Origin of the sequence: Leuconostoc falkenbergense (assembly GCF_045801155.1) — a bacterium.
Classification (GTDB): Bacteria; Bacillota; Bacilli; order Lactobacillales; family Lactobacillaceae; genus Leuconostoc; species Leuconostoc falkenbergense.
Genome location: NZ_CP174386.1, coordinates 1,912,035 through 1,935,733, shown reverse-complemented (window position 1 = coordinate 1,935,733; position 23,699 = coordinate 1,912,035). Strand labels below are relative to the sequence as shown.

The 23,699-nt window shown below is 39.1% G+C and carries 19 protein-coding genes; 16 read left to right on the top strand and 3 right to left on the bottom strand.

What is annotated here, in order from left to right; translation table 11 throughout:
* Positions 1 to 62 precede the first annotated feature (62 nt).
* Genes ACI3ES_RS09760 through ACI3ES_RS09720 form a run of 9 tightly spaced genes read left to right on the top strand, consistent with a single transcriptional unit; the run spans position 63 to position 11,417 of the window.
* Positions 63 to 3,038, top strand: coding sequence for a tape measure protein (locus ACI3ES_RS09760; RefSeq protein WP_317211275.1), 2,976 nt, complete (start codon positions 63 to 65; stop codon positions 3,036 to 3,038).
* 18 nt (positions 3,039 to 3,056) lie between these two features.
* A complete protein-coding gene (locus ACI3ES_RS09755; RefSeq protein WP_317211276.1) occupies positions 3,057 to 3,863 on the top strand; it encodes a distal tail protein Dit in 807 nt (268 codons plus the stop codon).
* Complete coding sequence (locus tag ACI3ES_RS09750; protein WP_407631984.1) at positions 3,860 to 8,764, top strand: phage tail spike protein; 4,905 nt, start codon at positions 3,860 to 3,862, stop codon at positions 8,762 to 8,764. Before ACI3ES_RS09755 ends, ACI3ES_RS09750 begins: the two co-directional genes overlap by 4 nt.
* An 11-nt stretch (positions 8,765 to 8,775) precedes the next feature.
* Complete coding sequence (locus ACI3ES_RS09745; protein ID WP_188353873.1) at positions 8,776 to 9,078, top strand: hypothetical protein; 303 nt, start codon at positions 8,776 to 8,778, stop codon at positions 9,076 to 9,078.
* Positions 9,075 to 9,473, top strand: a complete 399-nt coding sequence (locus ACI3ES_RS09740; RefSeq protein ID WP_188353872.1) for a hypothetical protein — start codon at positions 9,075 to 9,077, stop codon at positions 9,471 to 9,473. The genes ACI3ES_RS09745 and ACI3ES_RS09740 overlap by 4 nt, the downstream gene beginning before the upstream one ends.
* A gap of 2 nt (positions 9,474 to 9,475) precedes the next feature.
* Entirely contained in the window at positions 9,476 to 9,712 is a 237-nt protein-coding gene (locus tag ACI3ES_RS09735) for a hypothetical protein (RefSeq protein ID WP_317211812.1), read from the top strand.
* 1 nt (position 9,713) lies between these two features.
* Positions 9,714 to 9,980, top strand: a complete 267-nt coding sequence (locus ACI3ES_RS09730; RefSeq protein ID WP_317211814.1) for a hypothetical protein — start codon at positions 9,714 to 9,716, stop codon at positions 9,978 to 9,980.
* Between the two features lie 52 nt (positions 9,981 to 10,032).
* Complete coding sequence (locus ACI3ES_RS09725) at positions 10,033 to 10,455, top strand: hypothetical protein (RefSeq protein ID WP_317211815.1); 423 nt, start codon at positions 10,033 to 10,035, stop codon at positions 10,453 to 10,455.
* A gap of 11 nt (positions 10,456 to 10,466) precedes the next feature.
* A complete protein-coding gene (locus tag ACI3ES_RS09720; RefSeq protein ID WP_317211817.1) occupies positions 10,467 to 11,417 on the top strand; it encodes an N-acetylmuramoyl-L-alanine amidase in 951 nt (316 codons plus the stop codon).
* Between the two features lie 1,044 nt (positions 11,418 to 12,461).
* Here ACI3ES_RS09720 and ACI3ES_RS09715 read toward each other — a convergent pair.
* On the bottom strand, positions 12,462 to 13,097 hold the full coding sequence (locus ACI3ES_RS09715; protein WP_114667213.1) for a YigZ family protein: 636 nt from the start codon (positions 13,095 to 13,097) through the stop codon (positions 12,462 to 12,464).
* A 17-nt stretch (positions 13,098 to 13,114) separates the two neighbouring features.
* Here ACI3ES_RS09715 and ACI3ES_RS09710 point away from each other — a divergent pair, with 17 nt between their 5' ends.
* The 5 genes from ACI3ES_RS09710 (at position 13,115) to ACI3ES_RS09690 (ending at position 18,463) form a co-directional block, all read left to right on the top strand.
* The gene (locus tag ACI3ES_RS09710; RefSeq protein WP_181809849.1) at positions 13,115 to 14,389 is read left to right on the top strand and encodes a DEAD/DEAH box helicase; all 1,275 of its coding nucleotides are present in this window, start codon (positions 13,115 to 13,117) and stop codon (positions 14,387 to 14,389) included.
* A gap of 265 nt (positions 14,390 to 14,654) precedes the next feature.
* Complete coding sequence (locus tag ACI3ES_RS09705; protein ID WP_004912839.1) at positions 14,655 to 15,068, top strand: ComF family protein; 414 nt, start codon at positions 14,655 to 14,657, stop codon at positions 15,066 to 15,068.
* Positions 15,069 to 15,204: 136 nt separating this feature from the next.
* A complete protein-coding gene (gene hpf / locus ACI3ES_RS09700) occupies positions 15,205 to 15,750 on the top strand; it encodes a ribosome hibernation-promoting factor, HPF/YfiA family (protein WP_004912837.1) in 546 nt (181 codons plus the stop codon).
* Positions 15,751 to 15,871: 121 nt separating this feature from the next.
* Entirely contained in the window at positions 15,872 to 16,825 is a 954-nt protein-coding gene (locus tag ACI3ES_RS09695; RefSeq protein WP_114667214.1) for an aldo/keto reductase family oxidoreductase, read from the top strand.
* A gap of 96 nt (positions 16,826 to 16,921) precedes the next feature.
* Positions 16,922 to 18,463, top strand: a complete 1,542-nt coding sequence (locus ACI3ES_RS09690) for an ABC transporter permease (RefSeq protein ID WP_114667215.1) — start codon at positions 16,922 to 16,924, stop codon at positions 18,461 to 18,463.
* Between the two features lie 53 nt (positions 18,464 to 18,516).
* On the opposite strand, the gene ACI3ES_RS09685 is transcribed toward ACI3ES_RS09690, so the two are convergent.
* Both ACI3ES_RS09685 and ACI3ES_RS09680 read right to left on the bottom strand, forming a co-directional pair.
* Positions 18,517 to 19,185, bottom strand: coding sequence for a histidine phosphatase family protein (locus tag ACI3ES_RS09685; RefSeq protein ID WP_114667216.1), 669 nt, complete (start codon positions 19,183 to 19,185; stop codon positions 18,517 to 18,519).
* Positions 19,186 to 19,305: 120 nt separating this feature from the next.
* The gene (locus tag ACI3ES_RS09680; protein WP_080518973.1) at positions 19,306 to 20,706 is read right to left on the bottom strand and encodes a hemolysin family protein; all 1,401 of its coding nucleotides are present in this window, start codon (positions 20,704 to 20,706) and stop codon (positions 19,306 to 19,308) included.
* Positions 20,707 to 21,170: 464 nt separating this feature from the next.
* Here ACI3ES_RS09680 and nrdH point away from each other — a divergent pair, with 464 nt between their 5' ends.
* Positions 21,171 to 21,401: a glutaredoxin-like protein NrdH gene (gene nrdH, locus ACI3ES_RS09675; protein WP_010279343.1), complete on the top strand. Its 231-nt coding sequence runs from the start codon at positions 21,171 to 21,173 to the stop codon at positions 21,399 to 21,401.
* Between the two features lie 109 nt (positions 21,402 to 21,510).
* The gene (nrdE, locus tag ACI3ES_RS09670) at positions 21,511 to 23,682 is read left to right on the top strand and encodes a class 1b ribonucleoside-diphosphate reductase subunit alpha (protein ID WP_004912817.1); all 2,172 of its coding nucleotides are present in this window, start codon (positions 21,511 to 21,513) and stop codon (positions 23,680 to 23,682) included.
* Positions 23,683 to 23,699: the final 17 nt, after the last annotated feature.

The window sequence follows — 23,699 nt, the reverse complement described above, 5'->3', positions numbered from 1 at the left end:
TACTAGGCAAATGAGCCAGTAAACAAAGGATAGCACAACAAAAATAGAAAGGAGGACAATAAATGGAAAGTTATTCGGTGCAAGCCGTGTTATCTGCGGTTGATAGAAACTTTAGCAAGACGTTTGCTTCAGCGACTAAAGCAGCAGATTCATTTGGTAACAACACAACCAAGTCAACAGGTCTTGGCGGAAAGGGCATGATTAAATTCGGTGCTGTGGCTGGTGCTGCAACGGCTGTTGTTAGCAAAGCATTGTCTGTGGTTACAAGTAACGTCGGTAATGCCGTAGATCGTTTTGATACCTTGAATAAATATCCCGTCGTGATGAAAGCGTTGGGATATTCGACACAAGATACTGGAAAATCAATGAAGTTGTTGAGCAATGGAATTGACGGACTGCCAACATCTTTGAATGAAATTACAAGCGCTGCTCAACAGTTTGCGCCATTAACAGGTAGCGCTACATCAGGCGCTAAAGCAGCATTAGCATTAAATGACGCATTTCTTGCTTCAGGTGCAAGTGTTGCTGATACATCACGTGGAATGCAACAGTACACGCAGATGTTAGCTACTGGGAAGGTTGATATGCAATCATGGCGTACATTGCAAGAGACAATGCCTATTGCGCTTAGAAAGACGGCTAACGCCTTTGGGTTCACTGGTAAATCAGCTGAACAAGATTTGTTTAAGGCACTTCAATCAGGACAAATCACGATTGATGATTTGAATAAGAAATTTGTTGAGTTGGATAAGGGACAAAATGGCTTCTCATCACTAGCAAGAAAAAACAGTGTTGGAATTAAAACCTCATTCACTAACTTAGGAACAGCTGTCACAAAAGGTTTAGCTGGAACATTAACAGCTATTAATAATGGCCTTAAAAAAGCCAAGCTAGGTGGAATAGCTGATTTAATCAACAACATGAAGGGCGGTATAAACACAGCTTTTGACGCTATAAATGGCACGATAACTACGTATATACCCGTAATTGTAAATACAATCAAGACAATGGTTGACTTCGTTAAAAAGAATAAAGGGTGGATTATGCCACTTACGGCTGGTATATCTGGTTTTGTCGCCGCATTCGTAGCAATGAATAAAGTTATATCAATTGTTAAATCTGTCGGAAGCGCAATGTCAGGTCTGTTTAGTATTTTGACAGCAAACCCATTTGTCTTGGTGATTGCTTTAATTGCTGCGTTGGTTGCTGGGCTATATTACTTTTTCACACAAACTAAAATAGGAAAGAAACTTTGGGAAAGCTTTTCAAAGGCTGTTGGTGGTTCTGGTAATGCTATAAAAATTGCCGGACTGGCGGTAGTAGCATTGGGGACTGGATTGTTAGGACTAGTGCTGGCGTTTAAAAAACCGCTAGGAATGGTAAAACAATTCACAGGAACCACTAAAGCAGCAGGAAAGTACGCAGGAATATCAGGTGGACAATTAGCTGGTATGGGAGTTAAAGCAGCGGGAATTGGTATCGGAATAGGTGCCGCAGCGGCTGGTATTGGTGTACTAGCGTTTGGTATTGCTGCATTAGCTAAAACAGGGACTAAAGGTTTGGTTGCACTTGGTGCAATGACTGGTACTATTATCGTATTAGCCGCTACATTTGCTATATTACAAGGTCCACTAACCGCTGCTGTTCCTGCAATGCTATCGTTGTCGGCGGTTATGTTAAGTGCCGGAGCTGCTGCGTTAATGATTGGTGGTTCCATCGCATTGGCTGGTTTAGGTATCAAACTAGCCAGTCAAGGTGTCATGATTTTAGTACAAGCATTCATTTTGCTTGGAAATAATATTAATATGATTATTCCTTTACTAACAGTGCTCGGTGCTGGATTAGCAGCTTTGGTTGTAACATTTCTATCAAGAGTTATTTCAGCCGTCCCACAAATTGCAGCTCAATTTTTTACAATGTTTACCACGTTATTGAACATGATTGCAACATATACACCAGTCTTGGTTGCTGGATTTGCAAGCATTGTAATTGGTTTCATATCATCACTAATAACTTACGTACCTCAAATAGTTGCTAAAGTTGTTGCACTATTGGTTGCTATGATGAATGCGGTAGCCCAAAACGCACCGTTATTGATAACGGCCTTTGTGAACATGGTTGTTAAGATACTACAATCGTTGACGGATAATCTACCAAAGTTTATATCAGCCGGTGTTGATTTTATTGTTAGCTTATTGAAGGGTGTTGAAGATAGCATTGGGAAGATTGTACCGGTTGTTATTGATATAATTGTTGAATTTATAAATTCTATCGCTAACAATTTGAGTAAAATAATCAATGCAGGTATCAATTTACTAGCTAAGTTCATTATGGGTATTGTGAATGCAATACCGAGACTTGCTTCAATAGCTGTTCAGGCAGTTGAAAAGTTCGTTTACGGTGTTGGTAATGCTTTGGGTCAGGTTTTGCGTTCAGGTACGAAATTGCTTGGAATATTCGTTCAGGGGATAATGGACGGATTCGGTAAAAGTCGCAGCAGTGGTAGTGGGGCTGCCAACGCTGTAAAGGACGGTATTATGAGCATCAGCCTAAGTGGTGCCGGCAGAGCAATTATGAACGGTTTCTTGGGTGGCTTACAGTCAGCGTGGGGAGCTGTTCAATCATTTGTTGGCGGAATTGCTAGTTGGATAAGGCAACACAAAGGTCCTATTAGTTACGACCGCAAGTTACTTATCCCAGCTGGTAACGCAATCATGACTGGTTTGAACGCTGGACTGGTTGAAAACTTTAAGACAGTACAGAAAAATGTCAGTGGCATGGCTGGAAGTATTTTAGACGCAGCAACAAGCGTCGGTAATTTAGCAACGAATGCTATTGGTGACCCGATCAATGCTTTGAATAATAACATTGGTGGTTCGTACTCAAGCGTGATGACACTAGATCATACAAGTACGACACAACCAGCCAACATCACAATCGGCTTTGATAAGCACGGTTACACTGCTTATGTTGATGACATTAACAATCAACAAGGCAAAACGGCGCTATTAAAGAGAAATAATAGTGTTCAACTATAACAGAAAGGAGGACACACATTGAGCTTATATGAATTTACAGACCTGACCGTTGGAACATCTGCGGTTTCATTGCCAAGTGAATCTATCACGTTCAACGGTCATAAGCTGGATAGTGAGCTAGTGGGCTACCAAACTCTAAACGTTGAGGGGCGGTCAAGCTTCACAAGGTCATTATCCACGGCTACTGGTTTGGCAGACGGTGACTTATTTTTATCATCAAGGATAGAATCAAACAAAATCAGTGTGAAGTATATGGTTTCAGCTAAAACAAATAGCGATTTCAACACCTTAAATGATACCTTAAACAAGTATTTACAAGGCAATGAAGTCGCTTTTAATTTTGCAGATGAAACTAATTACACGAGATACGGCACGGTAACCGCTAATAACTTGGATAATGCAGGTCGATTATCAACTACCGGTGTGTTTGAAATTACAATGTCAGACCCATACAAGTACGGCGCAGCTAAGAGTTCGTCTGGAACAACAGCAATAACTGTTTCTGACGCGTCTTTAAGCTTTGCACAAGGCTTTGACACGATTGTCTTAACCAACAAGGTGGACGTCTCTAAAATCGTTCTAACGGTTGATAGTTACACGTTGACATTGGTTGGCTCGTTCAAGGCGGCTAATGTATACACAATCGACTACAAAAACAAGACAATCGCGGAATTAACACCAAGCACTAATGTTAAAAAGTCAGTTAATGCAACAATCGACATCAACAACAGTAATATTTTTGAAGCCAAGATTAAAAATGGTACGAAAATTGCTAGTACACAGGCAAGTTCAATTGTGTTGTCTTATCGGGTGAAAGCACTATGATTTATATTTTTGATAAAAAACAAGCAATTATAAAGGCGCTGACCAATGATGATTTCACGGCAGCACATCTAAACTTTAAAATTAACACGGCAACAACGTTTGAGTTCTCGCTACCTGCAAGCAAGGCGTTGCCAAGCGGTTCAAAGTATGTGGCGACACCTCACCCATTAAACGACAGCAAGTTTATTATGCTGCGTTTGACCGAACGTGTTGATAACACAGAAACAATCGACTATTCAGCCTATGAGTTGGCTTATCAAGAGTTGGCTACCGATGGTTATATTGAAGATAAGCGCCCACAAAATCAGAGTGCATTGAATCTGATGAAAATTGCACTTAATGGTTCAAATTGGGAGCTTAACAACGTCAACGTTTCTGGCACAGCGACAACTAATTTCTATTACGTTGACCGATTAAGCGCAATCAGCAAAGTTGTAGACCTGCTAGGCGGTGAGATTGTATTTTATATTGAGATACAAGGAAACGCCATTAGCGGGCGTTATATGGACTATCTAGCACGTCAGGGAGCAGATACATCAAAGGTGTTTGCAAGTGGTTCAAACTTACTAACAGTTGAACGACAAAGCGATACTTCGAACATCTACACGGCTATCCTACCACGCGGTAAGGGTAAAGAAATTGACAACGGAGAAGCTGACACACCAGACGGCTATGGTCGCAGAATTAACATTGCTGACGTTGAATGGAAAAAGTCCGCAGGTAAACCATTAGATAAGCCAAAAGGCTCAATCGTTCTATCAGACCCAGACGCTACGGCCGAATGGGGACAGATTAACGGAAACGCTAGGCTGTTGCTACAAACGTATGATGATATTGATGATGTCAATGTTTTAATCAATTCAGCATATAAAACTCTGCAATCTGTTAATCACCCACAAATTCAGTATTCGGCTACGGTTGCTGATGTTGGTGGGCTATCACTTGGCGACACGGCCTTAATCATGCACGGTGATAGAGATTTGAGCTATAAGACACGTGTGTTTGAAGTGAAGTATGATCTGTTATCGCCAGACCAAACAGAATTGTCACTTGGTGATGATTTAAGTTCAAACAGTATCACTTCGCAACTCAACAGCTTGAATGCTGTTGCAGACACTACTAGTAGTCAAACACAGTGGACGATTAACCAGATTGGCAGACCGGGAACAACCTATGGCGCAACAGCTCCCAATAGTCCAAAAGTTGGTGACATCTGGTTTAAATACTTAGCAGATGGTGGGACTGAAATATACCGCTGGAATGGTAATATATGGGAGTTACTCGCTTCACCAACTACCGCTGATGACATAGCCGCTGCCGTCACTGACGCAGTCGCACAAGCCAAATCACACACTGATGAAGTGAAGCAAGGTCTTTCAAGTGATATTGCAACAGCAAAGTCACAGGCAGCTTCACTAGCTAATGCAGCAGAGGCTAATGCTAAGAGTGCGGCAACGTCTCAGTTTACGCAGGCACAGAACGCTTTGTCTGATGCTAAAACAGACTTGACGAACAGCATCGCTAGTGAAGCATCAGCTCGTAATCAAGCGGTAGCTGCTGCTAATTCACAAGCACAAACTTATGCTAATCAAGCTAAGGCTGACGCACTAAACACAATAGCCAAAGAGGTTACAGACCGACAGAATGCAGTTAGTGCATTAGACACTAAAGCCACTAACGCAGTTAATCAAGCTAAAAGTGATATTACTGATACGATTAATGCTATTAGTGTTGGTGGCAGAAACCTACTATTAAACTCAAAAACTTTATCATGGGGTGTAGGTACCAATACAGCTACAACATCAACCAAAGTTTCCTATGATAGTACCACAAATATGTGGCATATAACGTCGCCTAAAGGCGGTTCTGGAAATGCGGGTATTTATTTTTCACAGACTAATAATGTCAGTAATTTAATTACAAAAGGGCAACAATGGGCGTTTAGTTTTGATATTAAAGGAACTGGTGTTTATTCACAATTTGGTATTGAAGCCTCATTACCATTTAATAATATATCTGGAAATGTTCCTACGGACTGGACTAGAGTTTCTTCGACAGGAACAGCTACTGGAACAAATTCAATTGTCATTTACTTTAATAGTATTGACGTTGCTTTAGATGTATATATTAAACTACCTGAACTAGAAACAGGTAATCTTCCAACCGACTGGACTCCAGCTCCAGAAGATGTTTTATTAGACTATACGACTAAAGATGACCAAATTAAAACAACTATCTCGCAGTATCAGACGACTAACGATGGCAAGGTTACTAAAGCACAAACGGACGCCACAACCGCTTTGGGGCAAGTCACAACAAAGGTATCACAGACTGATTATGACACTAAGACAGGTGATTTAACCACGAAATATACACAGGTTAAGCAAACTGCCGATTCACAGGCTGCGGATATTGTTGACATTAAGAAAACAGCCATGAGCCAAGCCTCTAAGATTAACAGTATATCAAGTGATGTTGATGGAACTAAGCAAAGCATAAGTGACATCGAGACAACACAAGATAGTCAATCTGATAAGATTAACCAAATTACAACTGATGTCGATGGTACAAAACAATCCATCACTGATATTCAAACTAAAGATGGTAAGCAAGACACTAGAATGGGGACTATTGAAACCTCCGTATCTGGCGTTAAAAGTGACTTCAGTAGTTATAAGACCACTAATGATGGTGTTGTTAAAACAGCTCAAACAACCGCACAAACCGCAGTTGATGGTTTGAAAAATAAGGTTAGTCAGACTGACTACAATACTAAGACTGGTCAACTCCAGACAGACTTAACAACTACAACGCAAACCGCTAATCAAGCGAAGACAGATATTGTATCTATCAAGCAAAAAGACGGTGACCAAGATTCTCGAATGACGCAGATTGAATCTGATGCCTCTGGTGTAAAAACAACTGTTAGTGACCTTAGCACTGCACAAGGCAAACAGTCTGGTGACATCAGCACACTACAACAGAGAGCTGACGGTTTTGATGCAACAGTTACTAAGGTTGATAGCCTAGGACAAATTAACCAATTGATGAACACAGAGTTTAGTCCTGATTTTGCAGGTTGGTATGACAGAGGTCTTTATGGCAAAGATATTGCCGCTAGCTTAGGAGCTGCTGTGAATGGGTCAAATGTATTTATGAAAGTTGATGGCGGTCCAACTAGATTACAATCAGCACCAATTGCAGTCATACCAGGAACTAAAATATCATATTCTGTTCAAAAACTCACTTCATCTAGCATGTGGTCATATATAAATAATGTGGACGTTAAAGGAAATATGGTTAATGTTCCCGGAACATCATCACCAGAATTTGGTGCCAAAAATTCTGTTGGCTACACAAAAGTAGAAAATATTACAATTCCAAGCGGCGTTGTGTATATATCTTTTGGAATTTACTTAGGTGGTATATCTAACGGAAATGTATTTGCACAGCCTATGCTAGTATTTTCAGACCACGCTGGCACATACATTCAGGGTAACTATAACAACAACAGTGCAATAGCGAAAGCGCAACTAACAGCTGATAATGCAGCATTGGCAATTAGTGATTATAAAACCAATGCAGACGGACGAATCAGTCAAGCGCAGGCTGATATTACAGCGACAGCGAAACAGGTAGCGACTAAGGTCTCACAAACTGACTACGATAAGAAAACCGGTGACCTAACCACAGCTGTTTCAAAAGCGCAAACCACCGCCGATGGCGTAGTTACAACAGTTGGTAATTATCAGACAAGCAATGATAAACGAGTTAAAGCAGCAGAATCAGCAATCTCACAAAATGCTAATGACATCACTTTACGAGCCACTACATCTGATTTAAACAGTGCTAAGAGTGATCTAAATTCATCTATATCACAAGTAAAAATCACCGCAGACAGCATTTCTAACTTTGTGCGTGATTCAAGTGGCAACATCTCATCTGACTTCCAAACAGCGTTGAGCAAAACGTCTATCATCACAGGTAGCACGTTAGCCACGAGTATTCAGACACAGACATCATCACAGATAACATCAGCGTTGACCGACAATAATAAAAATATTATTGCCATGATTAACCTTGATACTTCTGGTGTTCAAATTGCCGGTAAGAATATTGTATTAGACGGTGATACAACGGTCACTGGCGCGTTTAAGGTCAGCCAAGCTAATATCGCTAACGGTGCAATTGGTACGGCACAGATTGGTGACGCAGCGATTACCAGTGCTAAGATAGCTAACTTAGATGTTTCAAAGATAACTGGCGATGTGACTAATTTTGTTAAGTCTGGTTGGAATAATGCTTATGGTTCTAACGTTACAATTGATGGAACTGGTATGGTGGTCTCATATGGCAATACATCAACATCTTTTGAAAATGGGAATGTATTATTTAAGCAATTGGCTGACTACGCAGACGGTTCTAATCAAGTCGAAACGATTGGCTCAATAAGCACAACACATGGTGGAACAGTCAATAATATTGTTATTGGACTGTATGATCAGACACATATACCGTTTGGATCAACCGATGGCAAGAAAATAGGCTCACCCACTGGTGAAATATATGGTGGTGATTTAATTGCATTCGGTAAAGCTCGTGATTTTAATGGCAATTTTGATCATATCTTCTCATACTCAAACCAGACAGCTTCTCTTTATTATGGTATTACCGAGGGATTCAACTTTAGAGACAAAGTTAATTTCAATTCAAACGAAATCGTCTCTGGTTCTGTTAACTATAACCTGAAGATTGGTGCTTTGAAGTTCAGTGGTAAATTTGACGGAAGATATGTACCAGTAATCGTTGCAACTTGGTCTGGATATATAGGTGGTGGAATTGCATTTGGTGGTGACAACGTTGTTGCGTTTAACCAAACACAAGCCACTATTATTTCATAGGAGAATTAAAAATGAGTACAACAGCATATATTAAAAATGAAGTAGCAGATAGTAACAATAATATTCTATATAGTATACATGCAACTATATCTGGTGATGGTGCAACGCCGATGATTAAAACGATGATGGGTTCTAAGGTGCCAGTTGGATATGCAGATGATGGTATGCCAATCTATCAGGAGATAGATGAAAAAGATGTTCAGATTGAGGAGCAAAAATTTATGGCGCTGTCTATAAAGTTGCAGAAAGCGTTTAGCGAATACAATGGTCTCAATCCAGATGTAGTTAATATGATAGGAGATGAAAGCAAGTGAAAATTAAGAATTTAGAACTATTCCCACTCATTAATTTTTTAGAAAAAGTAGATATGAGTGCTAAGGCAAGTAGAGCGAGAACAAAACTCGTAAAGCGTTTAAGAAATTGGGGAGATGAATATACAGAAAGTCAAAAACAAATCGTGCTTGAAAACGGTGGTATTGTTGATGAAAATGGCAGTGTATCATTTGTTGGTAAGGAAGAAAACATTCCCAAAACGTCCGCAGAAAGGACAGAACTAAGTTTAGAGACCGTCAATGTTAGTGAAGACTTTGATGGGCAATTCAAATCACTGAAGACGTTTTTTGAGGATTGGGATGGGGTCGTTTCAGCAATGGATGCCCCAGCGTTCGATAAGCTATTAGATATTTTAGAAGATGAAGAGGAGAAATAATCATGAATATGACAGTTGGAGATTTACAAGTAAGTTTTGTTGACGGTAAACTGACGGTGAAGTACGCGTCCGTTCAATTTAATGCAGGCACGTTCCCAAATAGCTTGAACGGTAATTTGCAGGTTACACCAGAAGACGGTGTTAGCATTACATCAACAGAAGTTGACATCAAGGCAGCAGCTAAGAAGAAAATTCAAGCGCTTATCGCAGAAGCTCCGGCTAAAACAACGGAGGTATAATATGGAATTTCCGCATGACGTTTTAGGTTGGATAGCAGTGGGTAGTGCGGTTGTAACTGTTTTAACAGCGGTTGTAAAGGTGTGGATAGTTAATCCGTTGAGTACGCAAATCCGTGAATTAAACGGAAACTTTGGAGCATTAAACACAGCGCTGTCTAAAAGTCAGATAGAAATTGACGAGCTTAGTAAACATCTTAGTCAACATGATGTTACTTTGGCTACCCACGGTGAACAGATCCACACGTTGTTCAATAAAAACGATAAGTAGAACACGAAGCTAAGCGCAATGCCTAGCTTTTTTATATAGGAGGAAATTATTCATGAACGAAGTATTAAAAGTTATCCAGACGCTTGTATTTGTATTTTTTGCAGGCGGTTTCGGTTATGGTGGCGCAAAGTTTTTGAAGAAGCAAGCGTCTGTTCAAAAGAACGAACACATCAAAACTATCTTAACGTTCGCAAGTCAAGCAGTCTTATCAGCACAAGCATTGCTTGGCGATGGTAAGGTGCAACAAGAGTCAGCTGCTTATGATGTTAAAGCACGCCTAGATGAAAATGGTTTGGGTGATAAGTTTACGCAAGCCCAAATTCTAACTTATATCAAGCAAGCTTATGCAACGAATAAAGCAGATGGCTCATTGGCCACTGTTAAGCCGGTTGTATCAGCGGAAGAGTTAGCAGAAGCAGAAAAAGTAGTGACAGCTACCGATAACAAAGCAGCCGCACCAACAGAAGCACAATAAGGAGGTATCACATGGGATATACAATTAAATCAGATATTGTAGTGCCAAACGGATATGTCTATCAGCAAAGCGCTTTACAGCCTGGATTTCATCAAATCCACATGCACTCGACTGGTAATCCAACCGCCAGTGTTCAGAATGAACGTGATTATTTAGCGGGTCACTATAACGCAGCTAACTACACACATTTGGTCGGAATCACCAATGGTAATGTCGATATTCGGCAAGTGATGAATACAAACGGCGGCGCATGGGACGTAGGTGGCGATTGGAATTGGGAGACGTATGCGGCTATTGAGTTTTCCGAGGGTTCTATCAAATCACAAGCAGACTTTAACAAGGCTTATCCAGCTTATATCTGGTTAGCTCGCTATCTGGCTAAACAAGCCGGTATCACATACACAATTGACAACCTCAATACAATTGGTATTAAGTCGCACAATTATGCTTCGGCTACTGGTCACGGTTCAGATCACGTTGACCCAATCCCATTCTTAGCAAAATGGGGTGTATCACGTGACAAGTTTAATCGTGACTTGGTTAATGGCGTTGGTGATGACACACCAGTAGCCCCACAACCAGTAACACCATCTAAACCAGCTAATAATCAGCCGGTATCATCATCTATCCAAGCTTTCAAAAACGCAGGTAATCACTTTACGAATACAAAAACTTTCAAGGTTAACGCTTTGAAAGATGTTAATGGTGGTTATCAAATGATTAACTACAATCTAGCTGGTGGCAAAGACGCAGACTGGACTAACAACGGCATTCCATTGGATATTGTCGACAATCTGACGCGCGGTATGTCACCAACGCAAGTAGGTGATGTGATGAGGTTTAGTCGTGGTTATGATAACGGTACGATTGATAAGTACGACGTATCAACCAACGGTGTAGGTATTGTATTTGGTAAGTACGGTATTATTTGGTTTAATGCAGACGCATTTATTAAATTGTAATTTTAATTAGCCAAAGCACAACAGGAATTAGCTGATGCACAAGCAAAGGTTAACGACTACAAAATTGAATATAATAAAAAACGCTCAACTAGAATTTAATCCGGTTGAGCGTTTTTTATTTGCATTCCACCCACACAATTGATACCATTAAATAGCCCAACAAACATGTTCTTTGAACAGTACAAATTATTCTCTCTCACAATGAATAGTGTTTGTTGGGTTTTTATTTGCTATAAATTAGTAAGTGATATACAATAAATACGTGAGTAGATGCCTCAATTATACTCACTCCCCCAAGTGTACGTCTCCTCAAGATGTGCACTTTTAATTTGCCATCAACCCGCACAAGTGATACCATTAAATAGCCCAACAAACACGGTCGTAAGTATACAATTTGTTTGTTGGGTTTTTGTTTGCATTTAAAATTTAAATATATTACAATAAGTGAGTCTTATGTTGACACTACCCAGCAGAATCATATTTTCATGTCTCCTAACTTTAATTGTATGTATCCATCTGCTGGGTTTTAATTTGTGATAAAATAAATGAGTAGTTCTTTCAAGGGTGGACTACATGCTCGACAGGATAATTTATGTTACACTGTCGAGCTTTTTATTTGCTTTCAAAAATTAAGAGTGATATTATGTAGTCAGCCCAACAATCGCTATCGAAGTTTAACGTCTATCCTTCTGATATCAGCGCAGATTGTTGGGTTTTAATTTGTTATATATTAGTAAGTGGTTTACAATTGTACTTGTAATCTTCCCCTATAAGATTACACCCTCAAAGCGCGTTCGGCCAGTTTAAAAGCTGGCTGTTTTTTTGTTGCGATCAGAATCGAAAACACCGACTAGAAATTAATCTGGTCGGTGTTTTTTATTTGTTATGAAATTATCCAGTGCTACAATAGTGCTCCAAATAGCTATCAAACCCTTGTCACTGCGTTACTTTAATGATCCACCCGGGAGTCGAACCCGGATTTCAAGAACCGGAATCTTGCGTGCGATCCATTACACTAGCGGATCATAACTATTCAATTATAGCCTATTTCACTGGAATTTCAAAGAAAGTTATGTCACCAATATCAAACCCAATATTACCAGCAAATTGATTCGTCAGTGTATTTTGAAAGCTAGGCAGTCCTACTTCAGACACAGGGACGATTAAATGAACGTTTTCATCGTAATTTGTGGTCATAATGTGATAGTCATTTTGTGTTAACCAGTAAGTGAGACTGTCAACGTGCTTATAGGCAATCGTAATGGTCACTTGATGCAACGATAGTCGTTCGACAAATCCGGCTGCTTTTAACCCGTCTGCTGTTGTGCTAGCATAAGCACGAATTAAGCCCCCAGCACCTAGTTTGACACCACCAAAATAACGTGTCACAACGGCAACAACGTCGTGAATTTGATTTTTTTGGAGGACTTCTAGCATTGGAACGCCAGCCGTACCATTAGGTTCGCCATTATCACTAAAACGTTGTATTTGATCTTGATCACCAAGCATGTAGGCAAAAACATTGTGACTGGCTTTGTAATGTTGTTTGTTTATTTTTGCAATAAACAGGCGTGCTTCTTCTTCAGAAGTAACTCGCGCTACATTCAAAATAAAACGGGATTTTTTGATGACTTGTTCCCAAGTATATGTTTTTGGAGAAATTGTGAAGTAATGTTTCATACATCGTATTATACAGTATGAAAATAGAAAATCTCTACGGAAGACAGTTAGTCTCTCCTAAAATAGATAATAATTTAGGCGAATCAAGGTCTGCATTTCAGGATGGTATTTGCCAACGTTGTAACCAAAAAGTAGTAGCGCCATTACCCAATGACGCGTTTTATTGCCGTGCCTGTCTGACGCTTGGCCGTGTTAGTTCATTAGATAACTTGGTCTCTTTGCCTGAACCTAATCATTTTAGCGGGAAAGTGACACTAAGTTGGACAGGTACTTTAACCCATCAACAGCAAAAAGTTAGTGAAGACTTATTGACCACTTTAGCACTACATCGAGAGCATTTAGTTTGGGCTGTGACAGGCGCAGGCAAAACGGAAATGTTGTTTCCACTCATTTATCGTGCATTACAGCAAAAATTACGCGTCAGCATTGTTGCACCACGTGTTGATGTCATTGTTGAATTGTCGCCACGATTACATGCTGCATTCGCACGGACGGACATGGTGACGTTATATGGGGAACAGACCGATTGTTATCGGTATACTCAGCTTGTGTTGGCAACAACACACCAGCTCCTGAAATTTAGAGAAGCCTTTGATGTCCTAATTATTGATGAAGTTGATAGTTTTCCATTTGCTGGTAATGACATGCTCACGCATGCTGTCAACAATGCGGTTAAAGTTTGCCATACGATGGTTTATCTGACCGCAACACCAACACGACAACTTAGAAAACGGATTAACAAAGGATTACCAGTGTCGTATTTGCCACTGCGATTTCATCAACATTTGTTACCAGAAATTCAATTGGCACGCCTCAATAAGTGGCGCAAAAAACTACCTAAAAAGTTTCAAAAACAGCTTAGTCACTTAGTAGAATCAAATAAACGATTTTTGATCTTTGTGCCCAAAGTTGCAGATTTAAAACCAGTTCACGACACGATTAATCGGTGGTTTCCTAAAATGCGTGGTGATTTTGTTCATGCCAATGATAAACGTCGACAAGAAAAAGTTAAAAGTATGCGTAATGAAGAGGTGCAATATCTTGTAACAACAACAATACTTGAACGTGGTGTGACTTTTCCTGGCATCAATGTCATTATTTTAGGCGCTGACGATGAAATGTTTACTGAGAATGCTTTAGTTCAAATTGCTGGCCGAGTTGGTAGAAAATCTGATTGTCCAACTGGTCTTGTGTTGGCTTACGTTGAACATGTAACATTAAAAGTCAAAGCAGCTCAACGTCAAATTATACGGCTCAATCGACTTGGGGAGAAATTACGTGAATCCATGTAGACGGCTATGTCAACTTTGTGAATTGCCTTTACCAAGCAATCAATCATTTTTAGCGTTGTTAGGTATAATGCCCGACGATTCGGCTAAGTTGTGTGATGATTGTTGTAACCAATTGGTGCGTATTAATGACAAGTGTTGCCCAAATTGTAGCAGGTTGCAAACCACACAGGAAATGTGTTTTGATTGCATTCGCTGGCAAAATAAAGGCTACCCGTTATTGCGACATCGTGCCCTTTATCAGTATAATGATGTCATGAAACATTATATGCAGCAATATAAATTTAACGGTGATTATTTATTAAAAGGAGTGTTTAATCACGACTTAATCCAGTTGATTGATAATATTGATAAGGATATTGTTGTCCCAATTCCAGTCAGTCACTATACTATGCAAACACGTGGGTTTAATCAAGTTGTTGGCATGCTAGATGGGCAAACTTTATCCGACATACTGTCCATTGCTGCAAGCAAAAAAGATCACCAATCACAATTTGGGCGACGTGAGCGTATGAATCGTCAACAGCCTTTCGCCCTCAATGTATCAAGCCAATTAATTGTAGGTCAGCGTATTTTATTAGTGGATGACGTCTACACAACCGGTAATACAATGTACCATGCGGCTAATTTGCTTTATCAGGCGGGCGCGAAAACTGTCAAAAGTATCTCATTGGCCCGTTAAAAATGAAAAAATGGTGAATTTTACAGAAAACGCTTACAGTTGTGATATAATGTAGTTAGCAACAAGATAAAAACCACGCTGAATTTGATGATACTTAGATTATTATCATAATAAAGCGTGTATGGAGGAATTTATTATGTTAGATTATAATGTACGTGGTGAAAACATCGAAGTAACAGACGCAATCCGTGACTATGTTGAGAAGCGTTTAACGAAGTTGAATCGTTATATCGAAGAAAGTGCAAAAGCAAATGTCAATTTACGCACATATCGTTCGGATAACTCTGGTAAAGTAGAAGTCACAATCGTATTACCATACGTAGTGTTGCGAGCTGAAGATACAAATGCTGACATGTATGCGGCAGTAGACAATGTATCCGAAAAAATTGAACGCCAAATTCGTAAGTATAAGACAAAAATTAACCGTAAGTCACGTGAAACAGGCTTTAAGGGTATTGATTCACATGATGAAATTCCTGAGACTGACGTTGACGATTCGGCATTACAAATTGTACGTACAAAGCAGGTCGATTTGAAGCCAATGTCACCTGAAGAGGCAGCGTTGCAAATGGATTTGCTAGAACATGATTTCTTTATCTTTAAGGATGCTGAATCTAACACAGATTCAGTCATTTACAAGCGAACAGATGGTAAATATGGTTTGCTTGAAACAGCTGAATAATAACAAAAACAACCAGCTATCATTGAAAGTGATAACATGTGGTACATTCCTAGGGAGTTGTGCTACATCGCTTTCTATACTAGCTGGTTTTAATTAATTGTTGATATGAAAGGTTTATCACATGAAAACAATTCAAATTGGTAATACAAATTTGACGGCAAGTGCAGTTGCCTTGGGTGTCATGAGAATTGCCGACAAAACATCAGATGAGGCAAAAAAAATTGTTGAAACGGCATTGGTTTCCGGCATTAATTTTTTTGATACAGCAGATATTTATGGCAGTGGTCGATCATCCATCGTTTTTGGTCAGGCATTGAAAGATATAGGTGTCAAGCGTGACGATATCTTCATACAGTCAAAAGCTGGTATTATTTTACCTAACGGTCAAGTGAACGGGGATGGTGAAAGAGGGCCACGATTTGATTTTAGTTATGATCACCTGATTGCTAGTGTTGATATTGAACTAGAGCGTTTACAAGCTGATTATCTTGATACATTTTTGCTGCATCGACCAGATACATTAGTTGACGTTAATGAGTTAGCACGTGCTTTCACAGACTTGAAAACCACTGGGAAAGTGCACCATTTTGGTGTTTCTAACATGAACCCATATCAAATTGCGCTGATTCAAAATGCTTTAGGAGATGAAAAGCTGCAAATTAACCAGCTGCAATTTGGTATTATGCACACTAATATGATTGATTCCGAACTGCATGTGAATATGAATGACGCAGCCAGTGTTGATCATGATGGTGGTATTCTATCTTACGCAAGGTTACACAATCTGACAATTCAAGCTTGGTCACCATTCCAATTTGGATTTTTTGAAGGTGTTTTCATTGATAATGAAAAGTTTCCAGAACTTAATCAAACGTTACAAAAGTTGGCTAGCAAATATGACGTATCAAAAAGTGCAATTGCCGTTGCCTGGATTTTGCATCATCCGGCCAACATGCAAGTTATTATTGGATCAATGACGCCAAGCCGTATTATTGATATGACCAAGCTTGATTTTCAGTTGACTAATCAGGAATGGTATGATGTCTATACAGCAGCAGGGAATACTTTGCCATAATTTCTTTAAAAATGATAAAACTTTATAAAGTTATCCACAAGGCCACTTCAATCTCGTATGCTATTAGTAGCAGAGTTTAAGATGAAGAGGTTTTTTATGTTGGGTTGGCAAACGGTGTTTGGGAATAAACGTATATTGGGAAAGTGGCTACTAGCAGTGATTTTACCGGTCTTACTGATCGGAGGCTATTTGGGGGCAACTGGTCACAGTAATCAGAAAACTGACCGACTAGTCGTAGCGGTAATAAACCAAGACAAGTCAGCATCTTTGAATGGTAAAAACCAGCGATTTGGCGACACGTTGCAGCAACAATTAAAGGAAAGTAAGCATTTCAAAACCAGTACTTATCAGTCAACTCGGGTAGCAAAGCAGGCGCTAAAGCAAGGGCGTATTAGCGCGATAGTGGAGATTCCGGCTGCATTAACGACGCAATTAGCAAATTATAAAAAGAGTGGCAAATCGGGTACTGTCAATGTTAGTGTTGCAACAGGAAATAGCCAATATGGTACGCAATACATTGAAAACCAAATCAATGCAGTGATTGCACTAGCAAATAATAAGTTGTCTTTGGGTAACACAAGTGACTCAACGCTATCAAAGTTGAGTTCACAAAGTCAAAATTTAGCAAAGCAAACAAAAGACCTACAAACCAATTTACAAGCGGTAGGAAATGCTATCGATGTTAATGCTGCAAATGATTTGCAGTCTGATGCATCTGACCTAATCACTGATTTGTCTACCTATTCAGCGCAGCTTAATGATGCTGTTAATGCGGATGATAAAACAAAAATTCAGTCTTTAGCGGTCGAAATTAACAATATCTCGTACAAAATGCAAACAACAATTGCTGGTGGCATAGGTAGTCTTGCCACCAATTTAAGTAGTACGAAAGCATTGAGTGACCAGTCGGGTGTTATTCAATCAAGTGCAAAAGATATCAATAGTGGACAGCAACAAATTTCAAGTCAACTAAAATCACTATTGAGTAATCAGCCAGATAAAAATACGGCACTGACACAGATGCTGATGTTAAAAATGACTGATATCAAGCCAATCAAAACGCAAGGGCAAGTCTTAATGGCTTCATTATTAGTCGTTGGTGTTTCAGTGATGTCTGTTCTGTTTGGATTATTATTGCCAGTTAAGCCGACTAAAACCGATGCTTTAGCATTAGAACAATGGTGGGAAAACTTTCAAATTGGTGGTTTGCTAAGCATTTTGGGTAGTTTTTTGATGGTAGGAAGCGCTTTGCTCTGGCATGTGAACATCGGTAATTTTTGGTATATGACTGGTATCGCGTTATTGAGTCAATGGGGCATGATGAGTTTGGTTTGGTATTTGAAGCAATGGCTAGGACAGGCTGGTTGGTGGCTGTCAACTGTACTATTAGCTATCCAAACTGTCTTTGTTGTGCCTAATGATCCAGTTAGCTTACAGGATTCAATCTTTGCATTTATAAGACCATTTTGGCCATTGTCAGCTTTGAAAAATGCAGTCAATTCACTTGTTTTTGGCGGTAATGATATTGAGCAAAATGTCATGATTTTGATTATTTGGCTTTTGGCACTGACAATTTTACTTGTTACGTACTATCGCGTCAAACAACGCGAAAATTTGAAACAAGAATTAAACGTATAAAAAAGACGATACACGGCATTGCTGAGGTATCGTCTTTTTGTTGACTTGTGTGATTAAAAAACAGTTGTAGCATCATTGAAGTTAATAATATCAGCTTGATTATCAGCTGATAAGTCGAGCTGCATGACTGCGCCGTTCGCAACACTGATGGCTGACAAGTCACGTCTACCGAAATATTCGGCAATAGCACGAATAGTTGTGCCATGCGAGACGAGCAGAATATTATCACCATCATGGTGCTGATTTAGTAGGTCATTGAAACCATGTTTAATCCGTTTTAGGAACGCTTCGTGATTTTCAGCTAAATTGAAAGGATCTGCTTCAGCCATGACGTTCATTGCATCAGCCATGCTGTAACGTGTGATAACATCCGAAAAATTATTAAACTGGTCATGCTTATAGGCACCTAACGTTGTGAGTACAATTTCACCGCTAATACCTTCAAAGGCACCAAAATTTTCTTCTCGGAAATCAGGAAGTTGCGTCGGATCTGAAAAATTAGACGCCGCATTGTTAGTTAGAATGTAACGCGCGGTATGGATAGCACGCGTTAAATCTGATGAGTAGGCACCATCAAAATGCACATTTGCTAATCGAGTGCCGGCATGATAACCATCTTGAATGCCCTTTTCAGTTAGAGGGGCATCAGACCACCCTTGAAAACGATGCAAAAAGTTGAAATAAGTTTCTCCATGGCGCACCATGTAGATATGGACTGACATACTGTTCCTCCTCAATATAATAATTCCATTTTACCATAATCACGAACAATTAAATTAGTGATAAAGTAAAGATTAGTAACCAATCAAAAAAACGAGTATGTTTTACTCGTTTTTGACTAATCAATGATTAGATAATTCACTTTCAGATTGTGACTCAGACTCAAGTTCTTCATCATCGAAAATGCCATTACTATTAACATCTTCTTTTGGTGTAGGGAGCTCTTTCACAATGAATTCAGATATATAAGCATTATCGTAATCAAGTGCTGTTAACTGGAAATTGGCAACAGCCATAGTATCACCTGCCCGGAACTCAGGATCGTGGTTCAATACATAACCGGTCAATGTCACTGCATCATCATTTTCTAGTTCTTTGATATTTTTATCAAAGTAGCGTTCAAAGTCATACAGAGTCATCTTACCAGAAACTTTGAAACGATGATCACCAAGTTTTTCAATGTAATCGTCTGATACATCATCTATTTCGTCACGAACTGTACCAAACAGTTCTTCGTAAATATCCTTATCAGTAATTAAACCAGAAGTACCACCATATTCATCAACAACAATGGCGATAGGCGAACGCTTGATGATCATTTCATCCATGACATCGTGCAAGTCCATATTTTCAGGAACGGCGGGGATGTCACGCATAATTTTTGAGACAGGGTCAGATGATTTAATACGTGCTTGACGGACAAGATCGTAGTTAAAGACATAACCTAATACTTTATCCTTGTCATTGTCTGCAACAACTGGAAAACGTGAATAACGTTCTTGTAAATATAAATTAACACCTTCTGCAATAGAAGCTTTAACATCAATAACGGTCATTGATGTCCGATCAATCATGATATCAACAGCTACTTTATCATTCATTTCAAAAGCACGTTGCATGAAAGTTAAATCTTCTTCATCTAATTCGCCGGCTGCCGCAGCATTTTTAGACAATGATAAAATTTCAGTTTGAGAATATATATCCTCTTCGCCATCAGTTCTAAATCCCAATAAATGTGTAATGCCGTTTGACAAGTGATCCAACGTCCATATTAAGGGGAATAAAGTGATATGAAAGAAACGAACAGGTCGAACAATGAATAGTAGGACTTTTACAGGCGATTCAATCGCAATATTTTTAGGAACAAGATCTGTAAATACAGCGTGCACGATTGTGAAGATAATCATGGCTGCAACTGAAGCAACTGCGTGGGCATATTCGGCAGGAATAATACCAGAGTTGAGAATGATGTCGGCGACGGTTTCTTCACCAATCCAACCTAAAATCAAACTTGTTAATGTGATCCCGACTTGCGCCGTCGAGAGATATTCAGTCAGGTGTGTTACCATGTGAATGGCGTTACTGATGTTGCGTGAAGGCTTATCGCGGTCCTCTTGCAACACTCTTAGCGCACTAAGGCGCACCTTAACTAATGAATATTCTGTTAAAGTAAACAGAATAGCTAACAACAAGACCACCAAAATAACAAAAAAGTTGATGATCAAAGACGGACCAGAATCCAAATTCGTAAACCTCTTTTCTTATATACTAAGAGTTATTATACCAAAAAAAGTCATCATACGGTGATTTTTATCGCTTCTTAAAATTTAACGAATGATTAAGTTTTAAGTTGATATTGAGAGGTATAAAGGCGAACAAAAATTACCTTAATGATTTCTTTAAAATTTAAATTTCACAAACAAAACACCTTAATACATCGAGTGTCTACCGCTTTTATTAAATTAGTTCACAGTGTCTTAATTAATATAAACCTTGATATATCAACACTTTAAATGTTCGTGGTAGGTGCTTGTGAAATTTTATGATTTATGTGGTTTGTGAATTCGCCTATGACTTGATTTTATCGAACAAATGTTTGTGAAGACAGTTTTGGTCCTTGTGTAATTATGGAATTGCGGTAAACTATTAATCAACAGTTCTAGCTAAAACTAAACAAAAATAATAGATTAAATGAGAGGTACACGTCATGGAAAAAGTAACAATATACACAAAATATAATTGTGTGCAATGCAAGATGACGAAAAAGTTTTTGGAAGCGCAAGGTATTGCCTTTAAAGAAGTCAATATTGAAGAAGAAACACAATATGTTGATGAATTGAAGGCTAATGGCTATCGTCAGACACCGGTCGTTGCTATTGAGGGTATGCCATCATTTTCTGGCTTCCGTCCAGACGTGCTCAAAAAAATATCCGCTTAATTCAAGCCGTATTTCGAGCATCTTGCGACGTAGTCGTAATGATGCTTTTTTATTAGATTATTTTGTGGGATGAGCAGTACAAAGATGAAACAAAAAAGGGGATAGCGTTATGGCATTGAAAACATTAGATATTGATAAAGTTACTTACTTTGATTTAAACAACCAAATCAACATTCCAAAAAACAATCAAATTCAAATTGAAAAGGATCAAGAAGCACTTGATGCATTTTTAACCGAGAATGTATGGCCAAATGTGCTGAAATTTGATTCATTAGCACAAAGATTTGAATGGCTTTTTGACAATGATTTTTTGGAGCGCAGTTTTATTGAAAAGTATCGAATGCCATTCATTGAAGAACTATACGCTTACCTTGACAGTGTTCATTTTAACTTCAAGTCATTTATGGCTGCCTTTAAATTCTATAATCAATATGCCCTAAAAACTAATGATGGTGAGCATTACGTTGAAACATATGTTGATCGTGTTGCAATGAATGCGCTGTACTACGCAGACGGAAATGAAGCGTTGGCATTGCGATTGGCTGATGAAATGATTCACCAACGCTATCAGCCAGCAACCCCTTCCTTTTTAAATGCAGGACGCGCGCGTCGTGGCGAATTGGTGTCATGTTTTGTGATACAAACGTCAGATGACATGAACTCGATTGGCCGAACAATTAATTCTGCATTACAATTATCAAAAATGGGTGGTGGCGTCGGCATTAATGTTTCTAACGTTCGTGAAGCTGGTGCGCCAGTAATGGGCATTGCAAATGCTGCGGGCGGTGTCGTACCAATCATGAAGCTGCTTGAAGATTCCTTTACTTTTTCATCACAAGTTGGTGCACGTCAGGGTGCTGGTGTTGTCTATTTATCAGTTTTCCATCCCGATATTTTGTCATTTTTGTCAACTAAAAAAGAAAATGCGGATGAAAAAATCCGTGTTAAAACCTTGTCACTTGGATTAACTGTTCCAGACAAGTTTTATGAATTAGTTAAAGAAAATCAACCAATGTATCTTTTTAGTCCCGAAGACATTGAAAAAGTTTATGGTGAGCCATTCAACTATGTTGATATTACGGGTGAATACGATAATATGGTCGCTAATGAGGCCATTCGTAAATACCGCATTGACCCCCGCATGCTTGAAGAAGAAATTTCTAAGCTGCAGCAAGAATCAGGCTATCCTTATATTATTAATCTTGATACTGCAAATAAGACTAACCCAATTAAAGGTAAAATAGTATCTTCGAATTTGTGTTCAGAAATTTTGCAGGTCCAGACACCATCAGAATTGAACAATGAGCAGCAATATACAAAGCTTGGATCAGACATCAGTTGTAACTTGGGATCAATCAACATTGTTAATATGATGCAAACTGATAATTTTGAGGAATCGGTTGATACAATGGTGCGTGCATTGACTTTTGTCTCTGACTCATCAAATCTAGATGTCGTGCCTTCTGTTGCTTTAGGTAATCGTGAAAAGCATGCAATTGGATTGGGTGCAATGGGGTTGGCAGCTTACTTTGCCCAAAATAAAATGTATTATGGTGACGAGGAAGCATTGGACTTTACATCAACGTTCTTTATGGCGCTGAATTATTACTCAATCAAGTCATCTATGAAAATTGCCAAGGAACGTCATGAACAATTCTTTGAATTTGACCAATCAACCTATGCTACCGGCGAATACTTCAATACTTATTTAGAAAAAGATTGGGCACCAAAAACTGCGAAGGTTCAAGAAGCATTTTCAGATCATCACTTGCCAACGAAACAGGATTGGGCTGAATTACGAGATAATGTGATGAAGTATGGCATGTACCATGCTTATCGTCATGCCATTGCGCCAACTGGTTCTATTTCTTATGTTAATGACACGACCGCTTCTTTGTTACCAATCGTTAATCGTATCGAAGAGCGACAAGAGGGCATGATTGGTAAAGTCTATTACCCTGCACCAGGATTGAGTAATGAAACAATGCCTTATTACATCTCTGCCTATGATACTGATATGAGGAAAGTAGTTGACGTCTACGCTGCTGCCCAAGAGCATATTGACCAAGGTATGGCATTAACATTCTTCATGAGATCGACTTTGTCAGATGACCTGTATGAATGGAAAAAGGGACGCACAGATAAAATGACAACGCGTGACTTAACCATTTTACGCCACTACGCATTTAATAAAGGCTTAAAGTCAATCTATTACGTTCGAACATTTACTGATGATAACCAAGAGTCTGGTGTGAGTGAGTGTGAAAGTTGCTCGATTTAACGATTAAAAAATGTTGC